The following is a 26,310-nucleotide window of genomic DNA, read 5'->3' as shown; positions in this document are numbered from 1 at the left end:
CAAAGAAAGCCCAATATGCAACGCTCAAAACCAGCCTTGATCCAGGATGCAGCTACCGCCCACGCCCGTCCTCCCGTCAGTATGGCGCAACCGGCGCGCCGCATCACCAGCGAAGCGCTGCTGCAACAAGGCCGCGAAGTGGAAATTGAGCACAGCGGCAAAATCTATCGCCTGCGCGTCACCCAATTAAATAAGCTGATCCTGACTGCCTGAAACAGCACGACAGCCAGTCACCATACTCGCCAGCCAGTCGCGTCGCGTGCGCGCAGCCAGCCATACCACCCGCACAGGAGTGTTTCATGGCGAACGAGCGACCTTCCCCGATATTTCCATCCCCGCAGGGCCAACAGCCTGAATTGCTGCTCTCGGCCGTGCTGCACCTGATGTCGCACTACCATGCAGGCAATCCCTGCGAGCAACTGGCCGCTGTCATCGAACGCCATCTGCAAGTGTTGTCCTGTTCGCCCAGCCTGAGTCCTGTGCTGCAAGCGACCTGCCAGCAGTTGTCGCAACAATGGGCCACCTTGGTGGTGCAACAGCGACCTGCGCCGCCGAAGGACACCATGCTTGAGCGCCTGGCACGCTTGCTGAGCGCCAAAGGCCCGGCCTCGTCCCTGCCGCAATAATCCCCCTCCACCGCCCAATAGGATATCGCCATGTGTGAGCACGAAAAGTCCCTGCCCGTCATCAGCAATTGTTCCAACGGCGAGGCCGAAACGGCGGCGCTCGCTTCGCGCCGCCGCCGGCTGTGGGAACTGTCACACACCTGCCATTGCCCGCTGGTCGGCGTGGGCTTGCCGCTAGGCTACTTGCGCAAGCTGGTGGGCAAGATGACGGGCGGGCGCGTACTGGCCGACGACTACGAAGTGCACGTGGGGGCCGTGACGGAATGTGGCGCGCGCAACCGCCTGTCCGAAGCTCTGCAAAAGGAACTCGAACGCCGCTACGCGCCTGTGATCCTGCGCTTTCGCAGCGCCAAGAGCACCGGGCAGGTAGCGCAACTGTGGCGCACGGCCGTCGCCAACGGCGACGTGTCGGGCGCTTTCTGGGCCGGCCTGACGCATCCGCGCTGCGACGCCGAACTGGAAGAGCAAATGTGCCGCGACTTGCACATGATCCAGCACCAGGCCGGTGCCTGCGTGCGCGCCGACATGGGAAAATTTACCGCATTGCAGGAAGAAAATGCACGCCTGGCGCACGAACTGGCCAAGCTGCAACAGCGCAGCCAGGCCATGCTGATGGAAAAAACGGGCGAACTGGAACGCCAGGAAGCCGTGCTGCTGCGCACGCGGGCCGAATCGATCGGCAAGGATAGCGTGCTCGACGCCTTGCGCTGTGAGCTGGCACAATTGCAGGCTGCCGTCCCGGCGCTGGAATCGCGCACACGCCTGGTCGAGCGCCTGGCCCAAATGGATGAGCGTGAAAAAGACTTGCGCCAGCAAATCGCGGAATTGAAGCAAGTCCAAGCACGTCCAGGCACCGCCATGTCGCCGCCGGCACCGGCACCGAAGCTGGAAGTGCCGACCGGCGGCAAGCTGAAAATGCCGATCCGCCTGCTTGATCAAAGCGTCTTGTGCGTGGGCGGTCGCAGCGGCAATGTGGCCACTTACCGCGCCCTGATCGAGCGGGTGGGCGCACAGTTTGCCCACCACGATGGCGGCCTGGAAGACAATGCCAACTTGCTCGATTCAAGCCTGGCGGCGGCCGACCTGGTGATTTGCCAGACCGGCTGCATCAGCCACAGCGCCTACTGGCGCGTGAAAGATTATTGCAAGCGCACGGGCAAGCGCTGTGTCTTCATCGACAACCCAAGCATCTCCAGCCTGGCGCGCGGCTTGCAGGAAATGAGCGGGGAAATACAACCGGCCGCGCTGGACGCAGAGCACTAAAATACGGCGGGCGGCGCGACGATAGCGCCCGCTTGTGTCAACTCGGCGGGGCAGCAATCAATACACGTCGCGTCGATAGCGCCCAGCGGCCGCCAGCGCGTCGAGCGCGGGCCGGCCCAGCATCTCTTGCAAAGCCTCGTCGACGCCGCCCGCCATGCCGGCCAGGCTGCCACAAATGTAGATGGCCGCGCCCTGTTGCAGCCACAGCCTGACTTCGTCGGCATTGCCACGCAGGCGATCTTGCACGTAGGTGCGCTGCGCCTGGTCGCGCGAAAAAGCCAGGTCCAGGCGCGGCAAGTCGCCACTGGCATGCCAGCCTTCAATTTCTTCGCGGTAATGGAAATCGTGGGCCGCGTTGCGCTCGCCAAAGATCAGCCAATTGCGCCGTTGCCCTGCCAGCACACGGCTTTTCAGGTGGCCGCGCAAGCCGGCGATACCGCTACCGTTACCAATCAAGATTAATGGCCGCTGGGCATTGTCTTCCAGACGGAAACGTCGATGCTGGCGCAAGCGCAGCTGAACCACGTCGCCGACAGCCGCCTGCGCCGTCAGCCAGCCCGAGGCCAGACCCAGGCTGCCATCGGGATGGGCATGCTGGCGCACCAGCAAGTGCACGCCGCCGTCGCGCGGGATGGAGGCTATCGAATACTCGCGCGGCTGGCTTGCATCGGCCGGCGCGGCCACCTGCACCAGGTCGCCCGACTGCCAGTGCGGCAGACTGCCCGCCACTGGCACCAGTTCCACGTGATAAATGGCACCGCCCGCGCTACCCGGATTGAGCTGGCGCCGCTGCGTCAGACGCCAGTCGCCAAAGGCCGGCGCGCTCCAGTCGGGTGCATCGCTGGTACCGGCCAGGTGGCTCAGATGCTGGAACCACTGTTCAATGCTAGCGCTGGCGCTGCGGTCAACCTCGATGCGCTCGAACAGGCGCGAAGCGCCCTGCGCCGCCAGCCAGGCATCGAGCGCGCGGCCGAAGCCACAAAACTGGCCATAGCTGCGGTCGCCCAGGGCCAGCAGGCAATAGTGTAATTGCGGTAGCGCAAGCTCACCCGTCATCAACCTGCCCATGAAGGCGGCCGCATTGTCGGGCGCGTCGCCCTCGCCATAGGTACTGACCACAAACAGGGCCCGCTCCGCTTGTTGCAGATCAGCGGCCGTGAGTTCGGCCAGCGCGCACAGGCGCACGCAAATGCCCGCCAGTTGCAGGCTGCGCGCAGTTTGCGTGGCCAACTCCTCGGCATTGCCCGTCTGGCTGGCATACACCACCAGCCAGGCAGAGCTGTTCGCCAGCGCCGCCTGGGCGGCAACAACGGCACGCCGCTTGGTGCGCGCGCGCAGCCAGGGCGCCAGGCACACGCCCGCATAACTGAGGGACAGGGCGGCCAGCAAGGTCAGCCGTGCCGTATCGTGTGTAAAAATCATGGCAAGTAATCGTTCATTCGTCGAGCATGGCCAGCATCTGGCTACTCAGCGTTTCGTGGTAGGCAAGACCATCGCGCTGCAAGAAACGCGCGGCCAGGCCCTGCTCTTCGGCCAGCGCCATGCCGGCCTCGGGGCCGAGCACCGTCAAGGCCGTCGACCAGGCATCGGCCGCCATGCATTCGGCGTGCACAACGGTGACGGAAGCGAGTTGATTGGCGATCGGCATGCCGCTGCGCGGATCGATCGTATGGGAAAAACGCGCTGTGCCATCCTGAAAGAAACGCCGGTAGTCGCCCGAAGTGGCGACGGACAAGCCGTGCAGCGCCAGCAACATTTCCGACGGATGCTGTGCATTAACGGCACTATCGGCGGCGCCATCGACCTGTTCCAGCATCACCCACCATGGCTGGCCATCGGGCTTGCAACCGGCGCCGCGCAGCTCTCCCCCCACCTCGACCAGATAATGCTCGATGCCCTGGCTATCGAGGTAGCGCGCCAGGCGGTCCACGCCATAGCCCTTGGCCACGGCAGACAAATCGAGTTGCAAGCCACCGGGCTGGCGCGCACGGCGGGCCGGCAAGTCCAGCTCCAGGCGTTGCCGCTGACGCTGCGACAGCAGCAGCGCCACGGTGTCGCCTTTCGGCAGCATGAAGTCGGGCTGATCGTAGCGCTTGCGGGGACCAAAGCCCCATAGGTTGACGAGGGCGCCGGCGCAAGGGTCGTACGCGCCGCCGGATGCTTGCGACACATGCATGGCAAAGCCCAGCACCTCGCAAAAAGCAGCGGGCAGGCTGTGCCAGCTACCGGGCTCGGCAAGGTTGAAGCGTCCCAGGTCGGACGCCTCGTTCCAATGGCTCATTTGCGCGACGACAAGGTCCAACTGCTGCTGCAAGCCCAGTTGCAGGTCGACGCTGCCGGCACGCCCCGGCATGGCACACTCAAGCAGGCGGACCGACCAGCTGGTGCCCATGGACAGCCCGCGCAGATCCCGGATCGCGGCGCCGGGCGGCGCGACCTGATCGGAAATATGCTGAGGCAGCAAGACCCGTCGCATCGATGCTCTCGTAAAGCTGCCGCCGCTTACTGCGGCAGCACTTCCAAGGTGGCCGCGTAGGTCGAACGGCGCTCAGGCATGGCTGGCGACTGCCCGGCCACGGCCGGTGCCACCGCTGGCCAGGTGCTGCTCAAGTAATACATGCCTGCCGCTGGCAGCGTGAACGTGATCTCGCCCTTGGCATCGGTGCTCTGGCGGATTTCGCCCAGCACGCCACGGTAGCGTACGCCACCGGGTACCAGGCTGAACGCCTGGTTGGCCGCCGGCTTGCCGTCGACCAGGAAGCGCCACGTGGCTTTCTCGCCGGCACGCAAATCGTTCGGATGGGTGACAGGCACGAATTCCAGTCCTACGCCCGTCGGCTTGAATACTTCCATGCTGGTTTCGGCATTGCTGAAGAACGTTTCCAGACGGCTGGCCGTGCGCGTGACTTTCACCTCTTGCGCGTCGGCCGGCATGTCTTTCTTGAACGTTTCCTCGTTGCCGCGGAAACGCTTCTGCTCGCCATTTTGCTTGTAGTTGGCCATCACGTTTTGCGACACGATGGCCGCCCTGTAGGTGCCGGGCTTTTCCATCTTCACATCAAACACGCTGCGCAAGCGGCCCGTGACGGTGTTCGCCGGCGTCACTTTCGCGCCATCGGGGCCGATCACTTGCAGCGCGTCCAGGCGCAGCGGCTGATGGTCAATCTCGAACAAGCCATCGGAGATGGCCGCGTCCACCGTCACCCAGGCGTCCTTGCTTTCTACCATCGTGCTCGATGGCACCATCCAGCCGCGGTGGGCGTGGGCATTCATGGTCAGGCCGGCCAAGGCCAGCGCGAGCAGCGGTTTATTCAGTTTATTGAACATGATGGATGCGCCTTAAGGTTTGAGTTGGACGACGATATTGCCGAGTTCTTCCTTGCCCTTGACTGGCACGGACTGGGCCGATTTCGGCGGCCACTGGAACGGCACGCGTACCACTTCGCGCCCACCCGCTTCGCGCGCCGCTTCCACCACCACCTGGTATTCACCGGCCGGCAGCTTGTCGAGCAAAGCCTTGGCACCAGGGAAATTGAAGGTATATTCGCCCGGCGCACGCGTGGCACCGCTGACGCCGTCAATCGGCATGCTCAGGTCGCGACCGCTCTTGCGCCACCATTGGCGCATGTCCTTCAGCCATTTTTCTCCTGCCTTGTCCTTCTTTTTCATGTCATACAGCACCGCCAGGTTGCCGACGACCTTTTGATCGGCCGTTTCCAGCCATGCCGCCACGTAGGGACGGTGATACTCCGCCGCGTTCAGTTGCGGGATTTCAATCTTGAGGGCCAGGTCGGCCGCCATCGCCGAAGTACCGATGAGGGGAAGGCCAAGCGCCAGGGAGTAGCGTAATTTCATGGTGTGCCTGTAAAAAGGAAAAGTAAAAACAATCAATAAATAATTAATTGGAAATTAATGAATAAACAGCAAGGCGATCGCGCAAGGGATCAAAATACCGAGGCCTACCATCGGCCAGGTAAATGGCCGGTTGACCGCGTGGAACTTTAAAATCAATACACCCGTCAGGCAAAACACGATGCACAGGCCGGCAAAAATATCGATGAACCAGTTCCAGGCCACGCCCGTGTTGCGGCCCTTGTGCACATCGTTGAGCCAAGACACCCAGCCCCGGTCCGTCAATTCGTATTCGGCAGCGCCGTCTTCCAGGCCGATGCGCACCCAGGCGTCGCCGCCCGCCTTCGACAATGGCAGGTAGACTTCTTCGACGCTCCATTCGGCGGCACGCCCGCCCGCGTTCAGCGACCATTGCTGTTGCAACCAGGTTTCGGCGACGGCGGGCATGGGCGCATTGGCACCATCATGCTGGGCCGCATACGCGGCTAGTTCGGTGAGCAACGTGGCCGGCAGTTGCGCCTTTTGCCGCGTGATCGAGGGCTTAGCTTCAATCTGGCTGGCGTGGTTCAGGGTGATGCCGGTGATGGCGAACAGAAACATGCCCAGCAGGCAAAGTGCCGAACTGATCCAGTGCCATTGATGTAAGTGCTTGAGCCAGACGGCGCGACTGGCATTGCTCTTCGCCTTGTCTGCGGCGCCCGCCTTACCCACCGAGCCCCCCCGGCAAGGAGCGCGCCAGGCGGCGCGGCAAGTCAATATGCTTCATTCCCATCCTTCAATCAAAGTTCATATCCATCACATCAAACAAATGATAATGATTATCATTTATTAAGTCAATACATAGGCTCACCCTCCAACCCAGCGTTTTGTAACAGCGCTGCAACAAAGCGAGCCCGCTATGTAAGCTGCCGTACAGAGCCACAAGCGGTATCGGCCTATGCTGTTATTCAACATCATCATCAAGGGAGCAAGCCATGCAAGCGTATTCCAACGAACAACTGGCCAGCATCGCGGCCAAGATCAAGGACATCAAATTCGGCATGCTGTGCACCAGCGACGACATGCGCAACCTCACCAGCCGGCCTTTGACGCAGCAGCAGGTGGATCAAGACGGCAATATCTGGTTCTTTGTTTCGAACGAGGCGGCCTACACGCGCGACCTGCGCAACAATCCGCAAGTCAATGTGAGCTTTGCCGACACGGGCGACAGCCTGTATGTGTCCATCTGTGGCCATGCGCAGCTGCTGAAAGACCGCGCCAAGGCGGAGCAATTGTGGAACCCGCTGGTGCAAGCCTGGTTCCCGGGCGGGCTCGACGATCCGAAGCTGTCGCTGATCAAGGTGACCATCGAGTCGGCCGAGTATTGGGACAGCAGTGCCAGCAAGATGATGCAATTTTATGCAATGGCCAAGGCTGCCATCACGGGCGAGCCGCCAAAAGACGTGGGTGAACACGGCCGGGTCGACCTGTAGCAGGGCTGCCACATTTTACCCGGGCTTTATTGACTTTTAATTTAACCCGGGTAAAATCTTCTGCACACTGACTCTTACAGGGCAAGACATGCACGCATCCCCCCACGTTACGGCCTTTGCAGGCCCACACAAAGTTGCCGCTGGCACACTGCATACGGTGGCGCAAACTCTGAAGCAATTGGTGACGCGCGATCCCAGCGCACAAATCCTGGTCTTCGATGACGACAGCGGCAGCCAGATGGACTTGAACCTGCACGGCAGCCTGGCCGACGTGCTGCAGCGGCTGCCACGCGAAGCGGCGCCGACCATCGATGAGCCAGCGGCACCACCGCCCGCGCGCACGGCTGGCCGCCCGAAGCTGGGCGTGGTGGCGCGCGAAATTACCCTGCTGCCGCGTCACTGGGAATGGCTGGCGACCCAGCCGGGCGGTGCCTCCGTAGCCTTGCGCAAACTGGTGGAACACGCGCAGCGCGGCAACAAGGCGCACGATGAGCAACGCCAGGCGCGCGAAGCGGCTTATAAATTCATGAGCGCGCTGGCGGGCGATGCGCGCGGCTTCGAGGAAGCCAGCCGCGCCCTGTTCGCCGGCAAGCAGCCGGCATTCCTCGCGTGTGTGCAGGAATGGCCCGCCGACGTGCGCGAGCACGTCTTGCACTTGGCACAGCGCGGATGGTCCGAGAGCGAAGAACGTTAGGCGAGTCGCTCAGACGCCCGTGCTGCCCGTGGTGTCAGGCCCATCATCGGCGCTGTGCCGACTCTGCCCGGCGGCGCCGGGCAGAGTCGGCAAGCGGTCGGCACGCCGAACTTCACCGATGGAAAACACATCGTCGCCGATATCGAGGCCTTGCTCGCTATCGACCAGCACGAAGCTTTCGGCCGACTCGGCCGTGCTTTGCTTGCCGCCCGGCGTAAACGACGTACCGCCCTGGCTATTGCCGCGCTGCGGCATGGTGAAGCTGCTCATTGTCTGCCCTCCGCTCGTGAGTGCGCGTTGATCGAACATTGACTGTGCGTTGGCCGGCGGCAATGCGCGATTGCCGCCGGCCAGGCCTGCCTTGCTAAAGCGTGTGCCTACTTATTACGCGAGCCGGGCGAACCCGTTCCCGAACCGGCTGTACCGCTTTGCTTGCTGCCACTGTCACGGTTGCCCTCCTGCTTCAGGTTGGCATTGTCACGCGCACCGCTGGAGCTGGAGCTGGAGGCACTTTGCCGGCTGGCATCGTTTTTGTGGCTCTGGCTACCCGCGCGGCGTGCTTCTTCCGACGTGAATTCATGCGCCGTGCCCTTTTCATGTGCGGCACGTCCGCCTTCGCTGGCGATTTCGCGCTGCTGGGTAGGGTCCATGGAAGCGAATCCACGCTTGCTGGTATCGCTTTGCTTGTTGCCAGTGTTGCCGGTGCTGCTGGTACTGCGGGCACTGCTGGTTTTACTACCTTGCTGTTTATTGTCGCTTGATGTGGCCATGATGATCTCCTTGATCGATGGAATCAGAAAACAGTGCAAACGATGCAATTCTTCCCCCTCGCACGGCAAGGGAACACTCATCTTAGTGCGTGCATGGGCCGCAAGTAATAGGACGATGGCAAGAGCGTATGTAGGATGAGTCCCGCCCCCGGTGGCATAATTACTTTCAGTTTTTTACCAAAAGTACCAGACACTCAGCAGTTAGGGGGCAGCGGGCAGCGGGCAGTGGGCAATGGGCAGCGCCAAAACGAGAGGTGGCGGCGCATGTGCGTCAGCCGCACCGCCATTGGACAGGCGCCACATGACAGGCGTCATGCAGCGTAGGACTTGGCAGAGGATCTGCCATAGGACCTCAGGAAGCGAACAGGATGGCCCAGAACAGCATCAGCAAGCCGACAATCGACACGCACCACACCAGCGTGCGCACGACGGGAACGCCCAAGGCGTATAGCGGCAGGTAGAGCACGCGGGCGGCCAGGTACAGGGCCGCGCCGTACAGGGTCAGTACGCTTTCTTGCGCCGTCACATGGGCGATCAGCACGGCAATAGCGTACAGGGGCAAGGTTTCAAACAGGTTCGCCTTGGCCCGCTGCAAGCGACCCGTGATCTTGCCCACGGGCGGCCCGTCACCATCGCGTGCGCTCATGTTGTACGCAGTGCCTGTTTCGCGCGTACGAAACAGCGCCGGCAGCAGGATTTGCACCAGCGCCAGTACCAAAGTGAAGCCCAGCATGGTCAATTCAGGAGTCATATGTGTCTTTGCAAAGTGAGATAGGCAGGCCGTACCGGCGCGTGCCCGTCAGGGTTGGTCGAGTGCTGCTTGTAATTCCGTCAAATCATACGGCTTGCGCAAAACACTGGCGGAAAACCCCAGTTCGTCCATCGACTCCTTGCCATAGCCGGTGGAAAAGATGATGCGCATACCCGGTTTCTCGCGCAACACCATGCGTGCCAGCGCGATGCCGGACATGCCGGGAAGGCTGACATCGGTGAACAAGATATCAAACTCTTGCTCTTTAAGCAATTCCCACGCCGTCTCGCCATCGGAAACACCACTGACCGTGTGGCCCAGCATGCCCACCAGTTCGCACACCATCAACTGCGAATCGAGATTATCTTCCACCACGAGAATTTTCATCGATGTCGGCATCTCACCCTGCGCTAGCAAAGCATGGCCGGTCAAGTCCAGCCCTGGCGTACCGCCCTCCAGAACGCTGGCAGTCATGCTGCCGCGCAGCGCCATGCCGGACCGCTCACATTGGCGCGCGCGCATTTGCTGCTGGCAATTGGCCAGCACATGGCGCAATTTGCGCGCCAGTTCTTCGCGCCGATACGGCTTGCTGAGCAATTCCACTCCCACGTCGAGCCTGCCCTCATGCACGATGATGTCTTGCGCATAGCCCGAGGTAAACAGGACGGCAATGTCAGGCTGCAACTCACGCGCCTGGCGTGCCATTTCCGTGCTGCTGACAGGGCCAGGCATGATCACGTCGGTAAACAGCAAGTCGATCTGCGCGTCGCCTTGCAGCACGGCCAGCGCGCTTTCGCCATCTTCGGCCTTGAGTACGGTATAGCCTAGCGCACCCAACATGTCGACTACGGTGGTGCGCACACCCACGTCGTCTTCCACCACCAGCACGGTTTCCGTGCCGCCCGCGACGACGCCGCTCAATTCCACTTCCTCGTCCGCTTCGGCCATCAGGGAACGCGGCAAATAGATTTTGACTCCCGTGCCTACGCCTGGTTCACTATAAATGCGGATATGGCCGCGGCTTTGCGTGACGAAGCCATATGCCATCGACAGGCCCAGGCCCGTGCCCGCACCTTCCGGCTTGGTGGTAAAAAACGGCTCGAACGCACGCTGCAGCACGGGGCCACTCATGCCGCGGCCAGTGTCCGTCACCGACAGCATCACATATTGCCCGGGCGGCACGTCGAGCAGTTTGTGCACATACTGCTCGTCGAGCACAACATTGCCCAGCTCGATGGTCAGCTTGCCCACGCCATCCATGGCATCGCGCGCATTGATGGCCAGATTAAGGATCACGTTCTCGATCTGGCTGCGGTCAACCAGCGTATTCCATAGCCCTCCGCCGCCCACCAGCACGATGTCGATCGCTTCGCCCAGGGCGCGCCGCAGCAGCGCATCCATGTTGCGCACCACACGCGCCAGGTCGGCCACCACGGGGTTCAACGGTTGACGCCGCGCAAACGCCAGCAGATGCGACGACAGTTTGGCGCCCCGCTCGACGGCGGCAAGCGCCGTCTCCAGACGCTGGCGCATCACGCCATCCGTGCCCGTCAAATGATGCAGCAAATGCAAATTGCCGGAGATGATTTGCAGCACGTTGTTGAAGTCGTGCGCGATGCCACCTGTCAGCTGGCCCACGGCTTCCATCTTTTGCGCCTGGCGCAAGGCATCTTCCGCCTTGGCACGCTCATTGACTTCCTGTTCGACACGGTGTTCCAGCGTTTCGTTCAATTCATGTAGCGCTTTTTCCACGCGGCGCCGCTCCGTAATATCAATCTTGACGGCAATCAAGGAGCGCGTCTGTCCCTGCTCGTCGAGCAAACGACTGACATTGCTAGACACCCACACTTGTGAACCATCGGGCTTCAGGTAGCGCTTTTCCAGCGAGAACGAGGCTCCCGTTTCCACCAGACGCTGGAACAGCACGCTGTTGCCAGTCACGTCCGCCGGATGCATGATGTCCTTCATGTTTAGGCTCAGCAGCTCTTCGGCCGAGCGGCCCAACATGCGGCACAGGGCACCGTTGACGCGCTGGAAACGGCCATCGAGGCCCAGCTCGGACAAGCCCACCGAAGCCTGACCGAAAATGGCCGCCATGCGCTCCTGGCTAGCGTTGAGCTCATCCTCGATCCGGCGTCGTTCCGTCACATCGAACGACACGCCCACATAGCGTCGCTGGCCCGGCACGCGGCCGGCCACCACTTCGCCCTGGCGCGCGATCCAGCGCACCGCGCCGTCGGTAGGGCGGCGGATGCGGTACTCCACATACTCAAGGGGATTTTGCACCAGATCAAGCTTGCTCGGCCCCACCTTCTGCAAGTCCCGCTCGTCCACCAGGCTCACCAGCAACTGCTGCGTGACCTCCACGTCGTCGGCAATGCCCCACAGGCGACGGAACATGGGCGACACCAGCATCGCGCCCGTCTCGGGGAACCATTCAAAGCTGCCGATACCGCCCGCCTGCTGGGCCAGGCGCAGCCGCTCCTCGCCTTCCATGCGCTCGGTGACGTCAAGGCCCTCGACGAGGATGCAAGTGACCACGCCCTCGTCATTCTTGATGGGCTGATACACGAAGTCGATATAGCGCGGTCCCGACTGGCCGTGCGCCATCTGCAAATCCACCTTCACCTGGCGCCCTTCGTAGGACTCGCCCGTACGGTAGACCTGGTCCAGCAGCGCGATGAAGCCCTGCGCCTTGAATTCGGGCAAGGCCGATTCGACGGTTTTGCCCAGCAGTTCCAGTTCGCGGCGTCCCACCAGGCGTAAATAATGTTCATTGGCCAGTTCGAACACATGCTGCGGTCCGCGCAGCAAGGCCATGAAGCTGGGCGCCTGCTGGAACAGGGCGCGCAACAACGCCCGTTCTTCGCCCAAGCGGCGGTTGGCCGCGCGCACTGCCTCGCTCTCCATCTGCAAGGTAGTGTTGAGTTCGCCCAGCTCGGCCGTGGCCAGCTTCAACTGGCGCCCCTCTTCCATGCGCGCCGTCAATTCCAGCGCCGTGCACAGCACGCCGTCGACCTGGCCGCCGACGCCATGCACGGGCGTGTAAAACAGGTCGAAATAGACATCCGCGCGCTGCCCTTCGCGCAACAGCGGCAGGCAGCATTCGCGGTGCACCTGCGTCTCGCCGCGCATTCCCGCCTCGAGGATGCGCGCGTTCCAGTCCCAGATTTCGGGCCAGACGGCGGGTACTGTGCCACCCAGCGCCGCCGGATGGCGCGCCCCGGCGATCTGGATGTAGTCGTCGTTGTAAATCATCACGTGCTGCGGCCCCCACATCAGCACCATCGCCATCGGTGAATTGAGCACGATGTCAACGCTGGTACGCAGATGGGCGGGCCAGCCATCGAGCGCGCCCAGGCTGCTGGCGGACCAGTCATGCTGGCGCACCAGCGTGCCCATGTTGCCGCCACCGCGCGGCCAGGCTGGCGCGCTCATGCAGCCACGCCCGCTTGCACGCGCACCTGACAATGGCGCGGCATGCGCAGCGTCGCCAACGTGCCCTGTGTGGCCGTCGAACTGAGTTCGACCGTGCCGCCGTGGGCCTTGACGAACATATTGACTGTGTACAGGCCCAGTCCCAAGCCCTGCCCCGACCTGCGCTTTTCGCCCGCCTGCTGGAACGGCTCGAACAGGGTCGGCAGCAAAGCGGCGGGGATGACGCCGCGATTGACAATGCGCAACTCAATGCTGTCGGCGGCGCGCCCGTCGAGGAACAGCTGCACCGGCGTACCCGCCTCGCCATGCGTGATGGCATTGCATAAGAGATTCGAGATCACTTGCGATAGCAAGCCCGCATCGCATTGCCCGTGCAACTCGCCAACACTGCTCATTTCGACAAGCGGGGCCTGGCCGGCCGTCTCGAATTCTTCGACGATGGAGCGCGCCAGCGCCGCGTAGTCGTGCGTGCTGCTGCGCAACTCCATCGTACCGGAACGGATGCGCGCCAGGTCCAGCAGTTGGTCGACCATGCGCGCCATGCGCTTGGCGCTGCTTTCAATACGCTGCGCCGTCACGATCACCTTCGGGTGCTCGCTCATCATCGGCAACAGCATGGCGCCATTCATCACCACCGACAAGGGCGTGCGCAAGTCGTGGCCCAGCACGGCCGTAAATAACTGATTGAGGTGCAGCGCATGCTTGAGTTCATCAAGCTGGGCTGACAATTCGCGCTTTTGCTGGTAGAGCTGCACCAGCACCGCCACCTTGCTTTGCAAGGCTTTCACGTCGATAGGCTTGTAGAGAAAATCGACGGCACCGGCCTCGTAGCCGCGGAAACTGTAGCTCGCCTCACGCGACGCAGCCGTGAGAAAAATCAAGGGGATGCTGCGCGTGCGCTCGCTGCCGCGTATCAGTTCGGCCAATTCAAAACCGTCCATCTGCGGCATTTGCACATCGATCAGGGCCAGTGCCACCTCATGCGACAAGAGTAGCTCCAGCGCTTGCGCGCCCGAGCTTGCTTTCAGGATAACAATGCCGGGCCGTGCCAACACGGCTTCGGCGGCGACCAGGTTTTGCGCGATGTCGTCAACGACGAGGATATGGATAGGTGCGGTCACGGAGTCATCTTCAGCATCGCAACGGCAGGCTGCCATCGTATTTCAATAAAGACATAAATAGTGTTTCAGTATTCACCTATATTACACGTACTACCTCACTCCCATTCACTTGTGTTCGGCATCGCCAAGCAAGGCCAGGCTGGCAGCCATTTGCGGCAAATCGAGCACCCGGTCGGCGCCCGCGCGCTTCAGCGCAGCGGCCGGCATGAAGCCACAAACGGCCCGTTGCGGGTCCTGCACCCAGGCGCTGCCGCCCAGCTGGCGCACGCGCGCCAGTCCCGCCGCGCCATCGGCCGAAGCGCCCGTCAAGATGATGGCCAGCATGCTGCGCCGGTAGGCGTAGGCGGCTGTTTCCAGCAAGACATCGATAGAGGGGCGCGAAAAATGCACGGGCGCTTCCTGCGACAGGGAAAAACAGCCATCGGGTTCGATTTGCAGGTGGTAATCGGGCGGGGCGAAGTAGACCGTGCCGCCTTGCAGCGCTTCCTTGTCCTGCGCTACGCGCAAAGGCAGCGCGCAGCGCGCCGCATACAGCTGCGGCAAGCGGCTGGACTGGCCAGGCGCCAGGTGCAGCAGCACCACCACGGCTGCGCCGCAGATGGCCGGCATGGCGCTCAGCAAGATACCCAGCGCTTCCACGCCGCCTGCCGAGGCGCCGATGGCGATCAGGCGCAGGCCGGCGGGCGGTGGCGCTACCTCACAGGTCGGCAACATATCAGGCTCGCTGAAAGATGCGCTCTACCGCGCTCAGCTCGTTGAAGCTGCGCCCATGGCGGCTGAAATGCAGGCTTTCCTTCATGCCGAGGCCCAGGAAGCCCCGGTGTACCAGCGCTTCGTGGAACAGGCCCAGACAGCGGTCTTGCAAGTCTTTATTGAAGTAAATCATGACGTTACGACAGGAAACCATGTGTACCTCCGAAAACACGCTGTCCGTCGCCAGGCTATGGTCGGCGAAGACGAACTGGCGCCGCAGGCGCCGGTCAAAGATGGCGCCCTTGTAGGCGGCCGTGTAATAGTCGGACAGCGAACGCTTGCCACCGGCGCGTTGATAATTTTCGCTGAACTGGGCGATGCGCTCGACCGAATAGATGCCCGCTTCGGCCGCAGCCAGCGCCTCGACATTAATGTCGGTAGCATAAATCATGCTGCGCTCGAGCAACCCTTCCTCTTCCAGCAAAATGGCCAGCGACCACACCTCTTCGCCGCTGCTGCAACCGGCCACCCATATCTTGATGGAGGGATACGTGTGCAAGACGGGCACGACTTTTTCGCGCACGGCGCGAAAATAGGCGGGGTCACGGAACATCTCGCTCACTTGGACCGTAAAAAACTGCAATAGTTGCGCGAACATGGCCGGTGTGCGCAAGATGCGGTCCTGCAGCTGCGACAGGCTGGTGCAGCCGAAACGCTCCATGGCCTGGAGCATGCGCCGGCGCAAGGACGCCACGGAATAATCGCGGAAATCATGCTGATACCTCAGCAATATTGCCTCAAGCAATAACTTCATTTCGATATCGAAAATATCATCGTCCAGCAATCCGAAATCCTCTCCTCTATACATGCTGCATGCCCCGGCCCCGCTGCACTGGCCGGGTGCCTGGGACTAGCCAAAATACTGGCAGATCGTCGACGATTATCGCGCAGCTAAAGTGTCGCATATGTACGTTAGCGTACACTCGGCGCACTTTTCCTCAGGCATCCACGCCCTTCATCCCTTCCGCCGTATAGCGCGCGCCCGCTGCCATGCCCAAAGGAAAGGCGGCGCTCATCGCCGCCAGTTCCGCCGCGTCCAGCTGCACGGCCAGCGCACCGAGGTTGTCGTGCAGGTAGGCGATGCGCCTGGTGCCAGGAATCGGGATGATGTCGTCGCCCTGGGCCAGCAGCCAGGCCAGCGCCAGCTGGGCCGGCGTACACCGCTTGCTGCGCGCCAACTGCTGAACTTGCGCAACGATGGCCTGGTTGTGCGCCAGGTTCCCGGCGGCGAAACGCGGATTGAACTGGCGGAAGTCCCCGGCGTCGAGGCTGGCCGGGTCGGCTATGGTGCCCGTCAGGAAACCGCGCCCCAGCGGGCTATAGGCAAAGAAACTGGCGCCCACTTCGCGACAGGCGGCCAGCACGCCCTGCTCCGGCTCGCGCGTCCACAGCGAGTATTCGCTCTGCACGGCCGCCACCGGGCACAGCGCCGCCGCGCGCCGCAAGGTCGCGGCGCTCACTTCGCACAGGCCCACGGCGCGGATCTTGCCCTCTTGTAGCAGTTGTGCCAGCGCCTGCATCGACGCTTCCAGCGGGGTATCGAGGTTCAAGCGGTGCAGATAAAACAAGTCGATGGCATCGACGCCCAGGCGCGCCAGCGACGCATCGCAGGCCTGGCGGATGTAAGCGGGGCCATTATCGACGCGACGCGCATAGCTGCCCGCTACGCGCACCAGGCCGCACTTGGTGGCGACCAGGGCTTGTCCGCGGTGCTTGCTCAAGAAACGTCCCAGCAATTGCTCGTTGTGGCCAAAGCCGTAGGCGTCGGCCGTGTCGAACAGGGTCACGCCAGCGGCCAGGGCCGCGTCCAGGGTGGCCAACGATTGCGCCTCGTCCGTGGCGCCATAAAATTCCGACATGCCCATACAGCCCAGGCCCAGTGCCGAACTGTTCAAGCCGCTGTGGCCGATGCGTCGTTGTGGCAGTTGCATGTTGATCTCCTTCAAGTGTCAAGGCGGCAAGTCTGGACCGCGCAGGCCGACAAGGGAATGTGCAATTTCGTGATACCTTTCTGGTATGAGAGCCCTGGACACCCATGCGTTGAGCCTGTTTTGCGGCGTCGCCCGCTGCCTGAACTTTCGCCAGGCGGCGGAACAATTGCACATGACGCAGCCGCCCCTGTCGCGCGCCATCAGGCTGCTCGAAGAGCGGCTGGGCGCACGATTGTTCGAGCGCGACACCCAGGGCGTGGCCCTGACGCAGGCGGGCCGCACCCTGCTGCCGCAGGCGCTGCACATCCTCGACTTGCTAGAGGTGGCGCAAGCGTCCCTACGGCAAGACAGCGCTCCCGTGCGCCTGCGCCTGGGCCTGACCAGTTCGGTGGAAGCGGGCCTGTTCCAGCCCCTGCTGGCAGCATTGAGCAGTCAATTAGGCACGCTGCGCCTGGAACTGACGGCTGCGCCCTCGCCGCGCCTGGTCACAGCCGTGCGCAAGGGCCAGCTCGATGCGGCCCTGCTGGCCCTGCCCAGCGCCACCTTCGAGCTGGCCGTCCAGCCGCTAGCGCGCCAGCCCATGATGCTGGCCCTGCCCGCTAGCCACAGGCTGGCGAAAAAGCGCAAGCTGGGCCTCGCTGACATCGCAACAGAACCGATTTTTTGGTTCGAACGAGCACGCCAGCCAGCCTTTTTCGACCATTGCCAGCAGGTATTTCAGCGCCACGGCTTCGTCCCCACTTTCTTGCGCGAGGCGCTGGACCATCATGTGCTGCTCAGCGAGGTGGCCGCCGGCAAGGGCATGGCCCTGCTGGCCGACTCCTTCCGCGCGCTGCGCCTCGCTGGCGTGGCTTACCGGCAATTGGCGGAGGGAGAAGCATTGGCGGTCGGCATCGGCCTGGCCTGGCGCGATGGGCACGACCATGCGGCCCTGCCCCTGCTGCGCCAGCTGGCGCAAGAACATCTGCATAGGTGAGGGCTGCACACAGAGGCGCCAAACGCGCTACCATCACGCCTTCACCATTTTGCGCGCCACCACGACCATGACATTCACCACCAGCGACACCGCCTACGACACCGACACCCCCGCCGCCAAGCAAGCCATGTACGCAGACCTGCGCTCGCAGTTGCAAGGTTTGCTGTCGGGCGAGAGCGACTTCATCGCCAATACGGCCAACTTCAGCGCGCTGGTCTTCAACACCATGCCGGGCTTGAACTGGGCCGGCTTTTATTTCCTCAAGGGCGAGGAGCTGGTGCTGGGGCCATTCCAGGGCAAGCCCGCCTGCATCCGCATCAAGAAGGGCCGCGGCGTATGCGGCACCACCGTCGTCGAGGGCAAGTCCATCGTGGTGCAAGATGTCCATGCATTTCCCGGCCACATCGCCTGCGACGTCAATTCACGCTCGGAACTGGTGGTACCCGTGTTTGCGCAAGGCAATATCATCGGCGTGTTCGACCTCGACAGCCCCCTGACGGGCCGCTTCGATGAAGTCGACGCACAAGGCGTCGAATCGCTGGTGCGCGTGCTGGAAGCGGCTATCGTCGCCGAGTAATGACTCAGTTGCCGGACTTGACGGCGATGAATTCGCCCTTGCCGACAGTGGCCAGGCAGGTCGTGTAGCGGCTGTCGGCGCGGATGGCGTCAAGGAAAGCGGCCATGTCCGCGTAGTGCGAAGCGGCGTTGTCGACCACCAGCACGCCGCCGGGCGCCAGCGCGCGGTCCAATTGCGGCCACCATTGCGCATACTGCTGGCGCGCGGAATCGAGAAAGATGAAATCGTAGGCGCCGTGCGCCGCATCGCGCAGCACGTCGCCCGCGTCCGCCAGCAGCTGGCATATCACGCCCTGCAATTGCGCGCGCGCAAAGTTGGCATGCGCCATGTCGAACTTGTCCTGGGCTTGTTCCACCGTCACCACGCTGCCACCGAGCGCCTGCGCCGCGCGCGCCAGCCACAGGGTGGAATAGCCGTTCGAGGTGCCGATCTCCAGCACCCGGCGCGCACCGCGCGCGTGCACCAGCACGGCCAGCAATTGGCCCGTGTCGCGCGTAATATTGAGCATGCGGCTGGCGCGCTGCGTGTGCAGTGCATCGTTGCTGCTACCGAATGCTTCGAGCTCGCTCAACAAAGTGTCGATGCTAGGCATGCTGCCTCCTTATTTAAAGCATCAGCATAGCAAAAAAACTAGGCGCTGGCGCGACGACGCAGAGGGCGTTTCAGGGTTTGCACCATCACCACACCGAGCAAGGTCACACCGCCACCGATCACATCATAGACGTGCAAGACTTCCCCCAAAAACAGCATGGCGATGATGACGGTAAACACCGGCAGCAAATTCATCAATGTCGTGGCACGGCTGGGACCGAGCTTGGCCAGGCCATGCATCCACAAAAACGGCGCGATGATAGAGGCGGGAATGCCGGCAAACAGTACCAGCGGCAAACCGGCGCTGGTGACGGGCGGCGCGGACTGGCTCAGGTAATACACAAACAGCACGGGCACGGCGCAGCAGACCTGAATCAGCAGGCAATGCCAGTTATTGAGAGGAATCTTCCAGCGTTTGAGCAGCACGCCGTAAGCCGCATACGATAGGCAAGCGAGCAACATCAGGGCGTCGCCCATGGCCGCGCCGTGGGAGATCAACGCGGCCGGATCACCATGGCTGAGCAGATAGCCTAGCCCCAGCAGCGACACCATGCCGCCCAGTACGCCGCCCACGGTGGGCGCCTCGCCCAGCAGTAATACAGACAGGCCCACAGCCAGCAAGGGCATCAACGAGGCCAGGATGCCCATATTGGTGGCCGTCGTCGTTTGCGCGGCGATGTAGGCCAGGCACTGGTACATCACCATGCCCAGCATACCGAGCACGAACAGTTTCCCCATATAAGGTTTCACCACGGCCCGCTGCTTCCACACGCCGCGACCAAAGACCAGCGCCAGCAGCACGCCAGCGAGCAGCCAGCGGTAGAACGAGATGGCGGCAGGATCGATCACGCCGACGGCCATCTTGCTGACGATGGTGTTGATGGCCCAGATCAGCACGGCGATCACGGGAAACAGATACTGCTTGGCTTGCATGCGGAGAACTCCATGATTGAATGGCGGCCATTTTCGCATGCTAGGTATCGAGGCAGACAAGGCGCACCGGACAAGCGCTGTAAAGAACAGAAAAAAACAGAAAAAAACAGCAAAAAGCAGGAAGAAACAGCACAGTCGGACCAGCAGTGCGCTGAGCAGTGCCATCCGAGTGGCCAGCGATGCCTGCCGCGGTAATAGTTGCGCCGCCGCCCACGCTGGACGCAGAAAAGCATCATCTGGTGGCGTACGGCACGCACTTGCGCTGGCTGACCCTGGACGATATCGTGGAAAAGCTGCTGCGCGGGCGATATCTATCACCTGGGGCTAATGGATTGGGACGGCGCGGGCTTGACGCGCGCGGACCACGCCAGCGCCATGCAGCGCTGGAAGATCGCCTCCGACATGGGCGAGGAGCGCGCGATCAAGGCCGTCGCGCAGGGACAGCCTTAAGCGGCTGACGCCAGCGTATCGGGCAAGCCGGTCAGGGTGAAGATTTCAAAGCCCGTTTCCGTCACGGCCAGCGAATGCTCGAACTGCGCCGACAGCGAACGGTCTTTCGTCACCGTGGTCCATTTATCGGGCAAGACCTTGACCTGGTAGCTGCCCACGTTGAGCATAGGCTCGATGGTAAAGATCATGCCCGGTTCGAGCACGATGCCCGTGCCGGCGCGGCCGTAATGGAGCACTTGCGGCGTGTCGTGGAAGACCTGGCCCACGCCATGGCCGCAAAAGTCGCGCACGGAGGAAAAGCCCTGCGCCTTGGCCACCGCTTCGATGGCGGCGCCCACGTCGCCCAAGGTCGCGCCCGGGCGCACGGTATGAATGCCGGCCATCATGGCTTCATACGCCGTGTTGACCAGGCGGTTGGCCAGGATGGACACGGCACCGACCTTGAAAGTGCGGCTGGTGTCGCCAAACCAGCCCTGGAACTTCGGCGTCACGTCGATGTTGAGGATATCGCCCACTTTCAAGATCTTGGTCTCGGACGGGATGCCGTGCGTGACCACGTGATTGACGGAGATGCAGCTGGCATGCTTGTAGCCGTGGTAGTCGATGGTGCCGGGGATGGCGCCGGCGGCGCGCATGAATTCCTCGCACAAGGCGTCGAGCTTGGCCGTCGATACGCCAGGCTTGATGAAGGGCGTGATGTAGTCGAGCGTGTCGGCGGCGATGCGGCCAGCCGCGCGCATGCCGATGAAGCCTTCTTCGTCGTGCAGGGGGATTTTCTTGCCGTGTTCAAGCTGGGTGGAATAGCGCATGGATTTCTTCTTTATGAGTGTGATGTGGTGTGTAAGGCCCAGCCGCGCACCGCGTCATGCGAGGCGCGCAGCATGGCGTCGACAGTGGCAGGTATCGGCCGCTCTTGGGTCAGGTAGGGCTTGACGACGGCCACGGGGGCATCGATCAGGACAAATTTGAGCAGCATGTGGTCCAGGTCCGGCTGCGCGGCGGCGGGCATGGCTTCGGCGCAGCGCACAAAGCAGGCATCGAGCGCCGCCTGCTCTTCCTCCACGGCGGCCAGCAATTGCTCGCTGAGACCACTGCTGAAATCGGGGTTGTCGGCGCATTGCAGCAGGAAGCGCGCATACACGGGCTTGCGCCGGCACCAGTCCAGCAAGCCATGCACGCCAGCCCAGGTATCGCCGCCGAGCCAGCGGCTGGCCACTTCCTCGCGGAAGTCGCCTTTCACGCGCAGCCAGGCGCGTGCCAGGATAGCATTGCGCGAATCGAAGCGGTGATACACGGAGCCGATGGGCGCGCCGGCCTTGACGGCGATGGCCGCCATCGACACGGCGGCCACGCCGCACTGGGCGGCGATGGCGATGGCGCCATCGATGAAGTTATTTTCGTTAAATTTTGCTAGTCTGACCATTCAAATAGAATACAGATTCTATTTGAATCCGTCAAGCGGCCGTGCACGCACCGACAAGAGTTGCCCCGCTGCCTTACAATGGTATGCACGAACCGCTACAAGGAGAATCCGCTTGCTTACGCCCCCCTTCATCGCCTCCTCCCGCTTCGACGATCCACGCCTGGCGTTAGAACAGGTGCAAGCCATTTACCGCAGCAGCATCGAACACCTGCGCGACGCGCTGCAGCGCTTTGTCGCCGGCGCGGACATGCACGAACGCATACGCGCCTGCTACCCCTTCGTGCGCATCCAGACCGACACCGTGGCGCGCGCCGACTCGCCGCTGGCCTATGGCTTTGTCGCCGGTCCCGGCGTGTTTGAAACCACCCTGACGCGCCCCGACCTGTTCGGCGACTATTACCTCGACCAGTTCACCCTGCTGCTGAAAAACCATAACAGCGGCCAGAAGGTGCAACTGGAAGTGGGCGTCAGCGCCCAACCGATCCCCGTACATTTCTCGTTCGCCGAGCATGACCACATCGAAGGCAATATGGATGCGGGTCGTCGCATGGCCATGCGCGACCTGTTCGACCTGCCCGACTTGTCGGCCATGGACGACGGCATCGCCAACGGCACGCACGAACCGGCGCACGGCGAAGCGCAGCCGCTGGCCCTGTTCACCGCTCCGCGCGTGGATTATTCGCTGCAGCGCCTGCGCCACTACAGCGGTACTTCGCCGCAGCATTTCCAGAACTTCGTGCTGTTTACCAATTACCAGTTCTATATCGACGAATTCATCCGCCTGGGCCACGCCATGATGGAACGTACGCCCGACGCCACCGCGCCCTCGGACGACGACGGCTACATCGCCTTTATCGAACCGGGCAATGTGGTCACGCGCCGGGTCGGACAAGCGGTCGAAAGCGAAGATGCGCTGGGCGCCGCGCCACCACGCCTGCCGCAGATGCCGGCCTACCACCTGCTGCGCGCCGATGGCAGCGGCATCACCATGGTCAATATCGGCGTCGGACCGGCCAATGCCAAGACCATCACTGACCATATCGCCGTGCTGCGCCCGCACGCCTGGCTGATGCTGGGCCACTGCGCCGGTTTGCGCACCACGCAAAGCCTGGGCGACTACGTGCTGGCGCACGCCTATGTGCGCGAAGACCATGTGCTCGACGAAGACTTGCCGCTATGGGTGCCGATCCCGCCGCTGGCAGAAATCCAGCAGGCGCTGCAAACGGCGGTGGCGGAAATCACCCAGCTGACGGGGCATGACCTGAAACACATCATGCGCACGGGGACCGTGGCCAGCACCGACAACCGCAACTGGGAACTGCTGCCGCAGCGCACGCCGGAGCGCCGCTTCAGCCAGAGCCGCGCCATCGCGCTGGACATGGAAAGCGCAACGATCGCCGCCAACGGCTTCCGCTTCCGCGTCCCGTATGGCACTTTGCTGTGCGTCAGCGACAAGCCGCTGCACGGCGAAATCAAGCTGCCCGGCATGGCCAACCACTTTTACCGAGAACGGGTCGACCAGCACCTGCGCATCGGCATACGCGCCGTGGAATTGCTGCGCCGCCAGGGCGTGGACCGGCTGCACAGCCGCAAGCTGCGCAGCTTTGCGGAGGTGGCGTTCCAATAAAAAAACGGCGCCTGCAGCAAAATGCAGGCGCCGTTTTTCAACTTCAGTGACTGCCGCTTACAGGAAGCGGTCGAGTATCTTGCGCGTCGTCTTGTCGATATTGAACATATCGCGGATCAGGAAATGGATGCCGTGGTTGTCGGCGATCAAGAGCGAGGTGGCGCCGATGCGACGGATGTCTTCCTCGCCTTTCAGCACGAACTGCGTCTCGCCACGGTCCGTATCGACGTGCCAGGTGCACGGCGTGGCAAAGCTGGAAACGCTTTTCACGCGCGCGATCTCGGGCATGAATTCGCGCCCTTCCAGCTCTTCCTGCAGCAGGCTGCGCGCCGGTTCCGGCAAGGCATCGAGGCGGTCGATCCACGCCACTTCCTTGCCATTGCCCAGCACCAGCGAAATGCCTTCGTCGGGCGACTGGATGGGGAAGGCGCGCACAGGCACCACGCCTTCAAAGACCTGGCCATCGGCGTCCGTCATCAGCAGCTTGCCGAAGCTGTCACGGCTTAATGTAAAAATTGTACTGGCCATGCTTATTCCTTGTCATCCAGGGCGAGTTCGTTGTTGCGCGCCTGTGCTTCGTAGAGGCGGAAATAGGCGCCCTCTTTCGCCATCAGTTCATCGTGACTGCCCACTTCGACGACCTGGCCACGGTCCAGCACCACCAGGCGGTCGGCCCGGTGCAAGGTTGACAGGCGGTGCGCGATGGCGATCGTCGTGCGGCCCTGCACCAGGTTGTCGAGCGCCTTCTGGATTTCTTTTTCCGTTTCCGAGTCGACCGACGATGTCGCTTCATCCATGATCAGGATGCGCGGGTCGATCAGCAGGGCGCGCGCAATCGAGATGCGCTGGCGTTCGCCGCCGGACAAGCCCTGGCCACGCTCGCCCACCATCGAATCGTAGCCTTGCGGCAGGCGCAGGATGAATTCGTGGGCATGCGCGGCGCGCGCAGCGGCGATGATCTCCTGGCGCGTCGCGTGCGGCTTGCCGTAGGCGATATTTTCCGCGATGGTACCGAAGAACAGGAACGGCTCCTGCAGCACCAGGCCGATATTGCGGCGGTAGTCGGACACGGCGAACGAGCGGATGTCGACGCCGTCGAGCAAAATCGCGCCTTCCGACACATCATAGAAACGGCAGATCAGGTTGACCAGGGTGCTCTTGCCAGAACCGCTGTGACCGACCAGGCCGATCATTTCGCCCGCCTTGATGTTCAAGGTGATGCCACGGTTGACGGCCCGGTTGCCATAGCGGAAACCGACTTCGCGCAAATCGATCCTGCCTTCGATCTTCTCCAGTTTGACCGGTTGCGCCGGTTCCGGCACGCTCGACACATGGTCGAGGATGTCGAAGATGCGCTTGGCGGCGGACGCCGATTTCTGCGTCACGGAGACGATGCGGCTCATCGAGTCGAGGCGGCTGTAGAAGCGCGTGCTGTAGGCGATGAAGGCGGTCAGCACGCCGACGGTGATTTCGCCACGCGACAGTTGCCAGATACCGAAGCACCAGATGACGAGCAAACCCATTTCCGTCAGGAAGGACACGGTGGGCGAAAACAGCGACCAAACTTTGTTCAACTTGTCGTTGACGGCCAAGTTGTGCGCATTGGCGTCGCGGAAGCGGGCCGCTTCGCGTTTTTCCTGCGCAAACGCCTTGACCACGCGGATGCCGGGTATGGTGTCGGCCAACACGTTGGTCACCTCGCTCCAGACGCGGTCGATTTTTTCAAAACCGGTGCGCAAACGGTCGCGCACCAGGTGGATCATCCAGGCGATGAAGGGCAATGGCGCCAGCGTCATGATGGCCAGCCACGGGTTCATCGACCACAGGATCACGCCCGTCATGATGATCATCAGTACGTCGGAGGCAAAATCGAGCAAGTGCAGCGAGAGGAAGACGCAGATGCGATCGCTGCCGCTGCCGATGCGCGACATCAGGTCGCCCGTGCGTTTGCCGCCAAAGAATTCCAGCGACAGTTTCATCAAGTGTTCATACGTGGCAGAGCGCAAATCGGCGCCCATGCGTTCGGACACCAGCGCCAGCACATAGGTCTTGCCCCAGCCCAGCAGCCAGGCCAGCAGGGCCGAGCCCAGCAAGCCACTCATGTAGTACACCACCAGCCACGGGTCGATCTGCTTGCCGTTTTGATATGGAATCAGCACATTATCCATCAACGGCGCCGTCAGGTAAGGCGGAATCATGTGCGCAGCGGTACTCAGCAGCATCAGCATGAAGCCCAGGGCCAGTTGGCCACGGTAGGGATGGGCGAAGCGCCACAGGCGGAACAGGGTCCAGGTAGACGGCGGCGTGTACAGCACCTTGGCGCAGATCGGGCATTCTTCCTGCTCCGGCTCCAAAGGGGCCTTGCAGCTCGGACACACTTCCTGCTCCGCTTGCAGCACGGGTTGACCCGTCAGGTGGCTGTCGAGGCGCTCGACGAACTGCTCCAGCACGCGGATGGCGTGCAAATTCTGGCCCAGCGTGAAGCGCCACGAGGCCAGGCGGCCGTGGTCATCGAACAATTCCATGTGACCGACACCGGCATGGTCGTGGTGCGTGAGGCGCAGTCCAGCGCGGAAAGACCAGCTTTTCCAGGCAGTATCACCCGGTGAACGGGCCAGCAAACGCTGCTCGGTAACAACAATTATGCCTTTTGTGAAACGTAATCGCGCATCGAGGTCAACCTCAACGCTACTTAAAACGTTCTCCCCTGGAGAAAGCTTGCTTTCCACCTCCGCCAGCCAGGCTTGTGCTACAGGCGCGGGCAGCGAGTTGAGGGGAATAGTTGTTGCAGGAACACTCTGTTCAGTTGTCATCGTAAAGCATACTCCGGCTCGAGGCCAAGCCCTTCAGGGCGGGATTTGGGGGATAGGGCAGACGCCCGATCAATGTTTGTGTATTGCGCGATGGCGAGGTAGATGCACCAGTGGCAATTTCCTGTATTGTATCGAATGGATGCCTGCAAGTAGGCAATGGATGGCAAAATGACGCAAAAAAATTGGCGACCGTCGCGCGCAGTGCCAGGCAGGCGCGGCGCGTATGCAACGCGGCCCTGAGCATGGGCA

General features: G+C 62.3%; 28 protein-coding genes. 9 read left to right on the top strand and 19 right to left on the bottom strand.

The window, feature by feature from the left end; translation table 11 throughout:
• The first annotated feature begins 15 nt into the window (after window positions 1-15).
• From hemP to ACQ4V8_RS01630, 3 genes are all read left to right on the top strand, one after another.
• The gene (gene hemP, locus ACQ4V8_RS01640; RefSeq protein WP_010400423.1) at window positions 16-213 is read left to right on the top strand and encodes a hemin uptake protein HemP; all 198 of its coding nucleotides are present in this window, start codon (window positions 16-18) and stop codon (window positions 211-213) included.
• Between the two features lie 86 nt (window positions 214-299).
• Complete coding sequence (locus ACQ4V8_RS01635) at window positions 300-626, top strand: hypothetical protein (RefSeq protein WP_070346461.1); 327 nt, start codon at window positions 300-302, stop codon at window positions 624-626.
• Window positions 627-656: 30 nt separating this feature from the next.
• The gene (locus tag ACQ4V8_RS01630; protein WP_436570790.1) at window positions 657-1,889 is read left to right on the top strand and encodes a DUF2325 domain-containing protein; all 1,233 of its coding nucleotides are present in this window, start codon (window positions 657-659) and stop codon (window positions 1,887-1,889) included.
• A gap of 57 nt (window positions 1,890-1,946) precedes the next feature.
• Here ACQ4V8_RS01630 and ACQ4V8_RS01625 read toward each other — a convergent pair whose 3' ends face one another.
• Genes ACQ4V8_RS01625 through ACQ4V8_RS01605 form a run of 5 tightly spaced genes read right to left on the bottom strand, consistent with a single transcriptional unit; the run spans window position 1,947 to window position 6,452 of the window.
• Window positions 1,947-3,311 carry a sulfite reductase subunit alpha gene (locus ACQ4V8_RS01625; RefSeq protein WP_010400427.1) on the bottom strand — a complete coding sequence of 455 codons (1,365 nt, stop codon included), beginning with the start codon at window positions 3,309-3,311 and terminating at the stop codon, window positions 1,947-1,949.
• 13 nt (window positions 3,312-3,324) lie between these two features.
• Window positions 3,325-4,365: an FAD:protein FMN transferase gene (locus tag ACQ4V8_RS01620; RefSeq protein WP_010400429.1), complete on the bottom strand. Its 1,041-nt coding sequence runs from the start codon at window positions 4,363-4,365 to the stop codon at window positions 3,325-3,327.
• Between the two features lie 26 nt (window positions 4,366-4,391).
• Complete coding sequence (locus ACQ4V8_RS01615) at window positions 4,392-5,216, bottom strand: DUF4198 domain-containing protein (protein WP_436570789.1); 825 nt, start codon at window positions 5,214-5,216, stop codon at window positions 4,392-4,394.
• A gap of 12 nt (window positions 5,217-5,228) precedes the next feature.
• A complete protein-coding gene (locus ACQ4V8_RS01610; RefSeq protein ID WP_436570788.1) occupies window positions 5,229-5,744 on the bottom strand; it encodes a DUF2271 domain-containing protein in 516 nt (171 codons plus the stop codon).
• Window positions 5,745-5,798: 54 nt separating this feature from the next.
• Complete coding sequence (locus tag ACQ4V8_RS01605; RefSeq protein ID WP_010400434.1) at window positions 5,799-6,452, bottom strand: PepSY-associated TM helix domain-containing protein; 654 nt, start codon at window positions 6,450-6,452, stop codon at window positions 5,799-5,801.
• A gap of 263 nt (window positions 6,453-6,715) precedes the next feature.
• Here ACQ4V8_RS01605 and ACQ4V8_RS01600 point away from each other — a divergent pair, with 263 nt between their 5' ends.
• Both ACQ4V8_RS01600 and ACQ4V8_RS01595 read left to right on the top strand, forming a co-directional pair.
• Complete coding sequence (locus ACQ4V8_RS01600; protein ID WP_010400436.1) at window positions 6,716-7,213, top strand: pyridoxamine 5'-phosphate oxidase family protein; 498 nt, start codon at window positions 6,716-6,718, stop codon at window positions 7,211-7,213.
• A gap of 88 nt (window positions 7,214-7,301) precedes the next feature.
• Window positions 7,302-7,907, top strand: coding sequence for a DUF2239 family protein (locus tag ACQ4V8_RS01595; RefSeq protein WP_070346457.1), 606 nt, complete (start codon window positions 7,302-7,304; stop codon window positions 7,905-7,907).
• A gap of 9 nt (window positions 7,908-7,916) precedes the next feature.
• On the opposite strand, the gene ACQ4V8_RS01590 is transcribed toward ACQ4V8_RS01595, so the two are convergent.
• From ACQ4V8_RS01590 to ACQ4V8_RS01555, 8 genes are all read right to left on the bottom strand, one after another.
• Complete coding sequence (locus ACQ4V8_RS01590) at window positions 7,917-8,177, bottom strand: hypothetical protein (RefSeq protein WP_010400440.1); 261 nt, start codon at window positions 8,175-8,177, stop codon at window positions 7,917-7,919.
• Between the two features lie 107 nt (window positions 8,178-8,284).
• Window positions 8,285-8,677: a KGG domain-containing protein gene (locus tag ACQ4V8_RS01585; protein ID WP_043462510.1), complete on the bottom strand. Its 393-nt coding sequence runs from the start codon at window positions 8,675-8,677 to the stop codon at window positions 8,285-8,287.
• 352 nt (window positions 8,678-9,029) lie between these two features.
• Window positions 9,030-9,428 carry an MAPEG family protein gene (locus ACQ4V8_RS01580; protein ID WP_010400445.1) on the bottom strand — a complete coding sequence of 133 codons (399 nt, stop codon included), beginning with the start codon at window positions 9,426-9,428 and terminating at the stop codon, window positions 9,030-9,032.
• A 48-nt stretch (window positions 9,429-9,476) separates the two neighbouring features.
• Window positions 9,477-12,866 carry a hybrid sensor histidine kinase/response regulator gene (locus tag ACQ4V8_RS01575; protein ID WP_436570787.1) on the bottom strand — a complete coding sequence of 1,130 codons (3,390 nt, stop codon included), beginning with the start codon at window positions 12,864-12,866 and terminating at the stop codon, window positions 9,477-9,479.
• Entirely contained in the window at window positions 12,863-13,987 is a 1,125-nt protein-coding gene (locus ACQ4V8_RS01570; RefSeq protein ID WP_043462512.1) for a hybrid sensor histidine kinase/response regulator, read from the bottom strand. Before ACQ4V8_RS01570 ends, ACQ4V8_RS01575 begins: the two co-directional genes overlap by 4 nt.
• Window positions 13,988-14,092: 105 nt before the next feature.
• Window positions 14,093-14,701, bottom strand: coding sequence for a chemotaxis protein CheB (locus ACQ4V8_RS01565; protein ID WP_010400453.1), 609 nt, complete (start codon window positions 14,699-14,701; stop codon window positions 14,093-14,095).
• A gap of 1 nt (window position 14,702) precedes the next feature.
• The gene (locus ACQ4V8_RS01560) at window positions 14,703-15,548 is read right to left on the bottom strand and encodes a CheR family methyltransferase (protein WP_050855944.1); all 846 of its coding nucleotides are present in this window, start codon (window positions 15,546-15,548) and stop codon (window positions 14,703-14,705) included.
• Between the two features lie 130 nt (window positions 15,549-15,678).
• A complete protein-coding gene (locus ACQ4V8_RS01555) occupies window positions 15,679-16,671 on the bottom strand; it encodes an aldo/keto reductase (protein WP_010400458.1) in 993 nt (330 codons plus the stop codon).
• Window positions 16,672-16,756: 85 nt separating this feature from the next.
• On the opposite strand from ACQ4V8_RS01555, the gene ACQ4V8_RS01550 reads away from it, so the two are divergent.
• Window positions 16,757-17,647, top strand: a complete 891-nt coding sequence (locus ACQ4V8_RS01550; RefSeq protein ID WP_436570786.1) for a LysR family transcriptional regulator — start codon at window positions 16,757-16,759, stop codon at window positions 17,645-17,647.
• 67 nt (window positions 17,648-17,714) lie between these two features.
• Window positions 17,715-18,224 (top strand): GAF domain-containing protein, encoded by a 510-nt coding sequence (locus tag ACQ4V8_RS01545; RefSeq protein ID WP_436570785.1) that lies wholly within the window; start codon window positions 17,715-17,717, stop codon window positions 18,222-18,224.
• Between the two features lie 4 nt (window positions 18,225-18,228).
• Here ACQ4V8_RS01545 and ACQ4V8_RS01540 read toward each other — a convergent pair whose 3' ends face one another.
• Together ACQ4V8_RS01540 and ACQ4V8_RS01535 are read right to left on the bottom strand one after the other, a co-directional pair.
• Complete coding sequence (locus ACQ4V8_RS01540) at window positions 18,229-18,816, bottom strand: O-methyltransferase (protein WP_010400461.1); 588 nt, start codon at window positions 18,814-18,816, stop codon at window positions 18,229-18,231.
• A gap of 38 nt (window positions 18,817-18,854) precedes the next feature.
• Window positions 18,855-19,748 carry a DMT family transporter gene (locus ACQ4V8_RS01535; protein ID WP_436570784.1) on the bottom strand — a complete coding sequence of 298 codons (894 nt, stop codon included), beginning with the start codon at window positions 19,746-19,748 and terminating at the stop codon, window positions 18,855-18,857.
• A 327-nt stretch (window positions 19,749-20,075) separates the two neighbouring features.
• On the opposite strand from ACQ4V8_RS01535, the gene ACQ4V8_RS01530 reads away from it, so the two are divergent.
• Window positions 20,076-20,198 carry a hypothetical protein gene (locus ACQ4V8_RS01530; RefSeq protein ID WP_261980910.1) on the top strand — a complete coding sequence of 41 codons (123 nt, stop codon included), beginning with the start codon at window positions 20,076-20,078 and terminating at the stop codon, window positions 20,196-20,198.
• Here ACQ4V8_RS01530 and map read toward each other — a convergent pair.
• Together map and ACQ4V8_RS01520 are read right to left on the bottom strand one after the other, a co-directional pair.
• On the bottom strand, window positions 20,195-21,007 hold the full coding sequence (gene map, locus ACQ4V8_RS01525; RefSeq protein WP_010400463.1) for a type I methionyl aminopeptidase: 813 nt from the start codon (window positions 21,005-21,007) through the stop codon (window positions 20,195-20,197). The genes ACQ4V8_RS01530 and map overlap by 4 nt on opposite strands.
• A gap of 11 nt (window positions 21,008-21,018) precedes the next feature.
• Complete coding sequence (locus ACQ4V8_RS01520; protein ID WP_010400464.1) at window positions 21,019-21,621, bottom strand: TetR/AcrR family transcriptional regulator; 603 nt, start codon at window positions 21,619-21,621, stop codon at window positions 21,019-21,021.
• A 112-nt stretch (window positions 21,622-21,733) separates the two neighbouring features.
• Between ACQ4V8_RS01520 and ACQ4V8_RS01515 the strand changes: the two genes are divergently transcribed.
• The gene (locus ACQ4V8_RS01515) at window positions 21,734-23,248 is read left to right on the top strand and encodes an AMP nucleosidase (protein ID WP_010400465.1); all 1,515 of its coding nucleotides are present in this window, start codon (window positions 21,734-21,736) and stop codon (window positions 23,246-23,248) included.
• Window positions 23,249-23,305: 57 nt separating this feature from the next.
• Here the strand turns inward: ACQ4V8_RS01515 and ACQ4V8_RS01510 are convergent, their stop codons facing one another.
• Both ACQ4V8_RS01510 and ACQ4V8_RS01505 read right to left on the bottom strand, forming a co-directional pair.
• On the bottom strand, window positions 23,306-23,776 hold the full coding sequence (locus ACQ4V8_RS01510) for a cyanophycin metabolism-associated DUF1854 family protein (protein WP_010400467.1): 471 nt from the start codon (window positions 23,774-23,776) through the stop codon (window positions 23,306-23,308).
• Window positions 23,777-23,778: 2 nt separating this feature from the next.
• Entirely contained in the window at window positions 23,779-26,061 is a 2,283-nt protein-coding gene (locus tag ACQ4V8_RS01505) for a cyanophycin metabolism-associated ABC transporter (protein ID WP_080570671.1), read from the bottom strand.
• Window positions 26,062-26,310: the final 249 nt, after the last annotated feature.

The organism is Janthinobacterium paucivorans (assembly GCF_051380805.1).
In the GTDB taxonomy this organism is placed as follows: Bacteria; Pseudomonadota; Gammaproteobacteria; order Burkholderiales; family Burkholderiaceae_D; genus Janthinobacterium; species Janthinobacterium lividum_D.
The sequence above is the reverse complement of the archived record's forward strand: the minus strand, read 5'-3'. Positions and strand labels throughout refer to the sequence as shown.

Excerpts from the sequence above, each read along its gene's own strand:
- hemP (WP_010400423.1), top strand. The coding sequence starts at position 16 with ATGCAACGCTCAAAACCAGCCTTGATCCAGGATGCAGCTACCGCCCAC.
- ACQ4V8_RS01635 (WP_070346461.1), top strand. The coding sequence starts at position 300 with ATGGCGAACGAGCGACCTTCCCCGATATTTCCATCCCCGCAGGGCCAA.
- ACQ4V8_RS01630 (WP_436570790.1), top strand. The coding sequence starts at position 657 with ATGTGTGAGCACGAAAAGTCCCTGCCCGTCATCAGCAATTGTTCCAAC.
- ACQ4V8_RS01625 (WP_010400427.1), bottom strand. The coding sequence starts at position 3,311 with ATGATTTTTACACACGATACGGCACGGCTGACCTTGCTGGCCGCCCTG.
- ACQ4V8_RS01620 (WP_010400429.1), bottom strand. The coding sequence starts at position 4,365 with ATGCGACGGGTCTTGCTGCCTCAGCATATTTCCGATCAGGTCGCGCCG.
- ACQ4V8_RS01615 (WP_436570789.1), bottom strand. The coding sequence starts at position 5,216 with ATGTTCAATAAACTGAATAAACCGCTGCTCGCGCTGGCCTTGGCCGGC.
- ACQ4V8_RS01610 (WP_436570788.1), bottom strand. The coding sequence starts at position 5,744 with ATGAAATTACGCTACTCCCTGGCGCTTGGCCTTCCCCTCATCGGTACT.
- ACQ4V8_RS01600 (WP_010400436.1), top strand. The coding sequence starts at position 6,716 with ATGCAAGCGTATTCCAACGAACAACTGGCCAGCATCGCGGCCAAGATC.
- ACQ4V8_RS01595 (WP_070346457.1), top strand. The coding sequence starts at position 7,302 with ATGCACGCATCCCCCCACGTTACGGCCTTTGCAGGCCCACACAAAGTT.
- ACQ4V8_RS01590 (WP_010400440.1), bottom strand. The coding sequence starts at position 8,177 with ATGAGCAGCTTCACCATGCCGCAGCGCGGCAATAGCCAGGGCGGTACG.
- ACQ4V8_RS01585 (WP_043462510.1), bottom strand. The coding sequence starts at position 8,677 with ATGGCCACATCAAGCGACAATAAACAGCAAGGTAGTAAAACCAGCAGT.
- ACQ4V8_RS01580 (WP_010400445.1), bottom strand. The coding sequence starts at position 9,428 with ATGACTCCTGAATTGACCATGCTGGGCTTCACTTTGGTACTGGCGCTG.
- ACQ4V8_RS01575 (WP_436570787.1), bottom strand. The coding sequence starts at position 12,866 with ATGAGCGCGCCAGCCTGGCCGCGCGGTGGCGGCAACATGGGCACGCTG.
- ACQ4V8_RS01565 (WP_010400453.1), bottom strand. The coding sequence starts at position 14,701 with ATGTTGCCGACCTGTGAGGTAGCGCCACCGCCCGCCGGCCTGCGCCTG.
- ACQ4V8_RS01560 (WP_050855944.1), bottom strand. The coding sequence starts at position 15,548 with ATGTATAGAGGAGAGGATTTCGGATTGCTGGACGATGATATTTTCGAT.
- ACQ4V8_RS01555 (WP_010400458.1), bottom strand. The coding sequence starts at position 16,671 with ATGCAACTGCCACAACGACGCATCGGCCACAGCGGCTTGAACAGTTCG.
- ACQ4V8_RS01550 (WP_436570786.1), top strand. The coding sequence starts at position 16,757 with ATGAGAGCCCTGGACACCCATGCGTTGAGCCTGTTTTGCGGCGTCGCC.
- ACQ4V8_RS01545 (WP_436570785.1), top strand. The coding sequence starts at position 17,715 with ATGACATTCACCACCAGCGACACCGCCTACGACACCGACACCCCCGCC.
- ACQ4V8_RS01540 (WP_010400461.1), bottom strand. The coding sequence starts at position 18,816 with ATGCCTAGCATCGACACTTTGTTGAGCGAGCTCGAAGCATTCGGTAGC.
- ACQ4V8_RS01535 (WP_436570784.1), bottom strand. The coding sequence starts at position 19,748 with ATGCAAGCCAAGCAGTATCTGTTTCCCGTGATCGCCGTGCTGATCTGG.
- ACQ4V8_RS01530 (WP_261980910.1), top strand. The coding sequence starts at position 20,076 with ATGGATTGGGACGGCGCGGGCTTGACGCGCGCGGACCACGCCAGCGCC.
- map (WP_010400463.1), bottom strand. The coding sequence starts at position 21,007 with ATGCGCTATTCCACCCAGCTTGAACACGGCAAGAAAATCCCCCTGCAC.
- ACQ4V8_RS01520 (WP_010400464.1), bottom strand. The coding sequence starts at position 21,621 with ATGGTCAGACTAGCAAAATTTAACGAAAATAACTTCATCGATGGCGCC.
- ACQ4V8_RS01510 (WP_010400467.1), bottom strand. The coding sequence starts at position 23,776 with ATGGCCAGTACAATTTTTACATTAAGCCGTGACAGCTTCGGCAAGCTG.
- ACQ4V8_RS01505 (WP_080570671.1), bottom strand. The coding sequence starts at position 26,061 with ATGACAACTGAACAGAGTGTTCCTGCAACAACTATTCCCCTCAACTCG.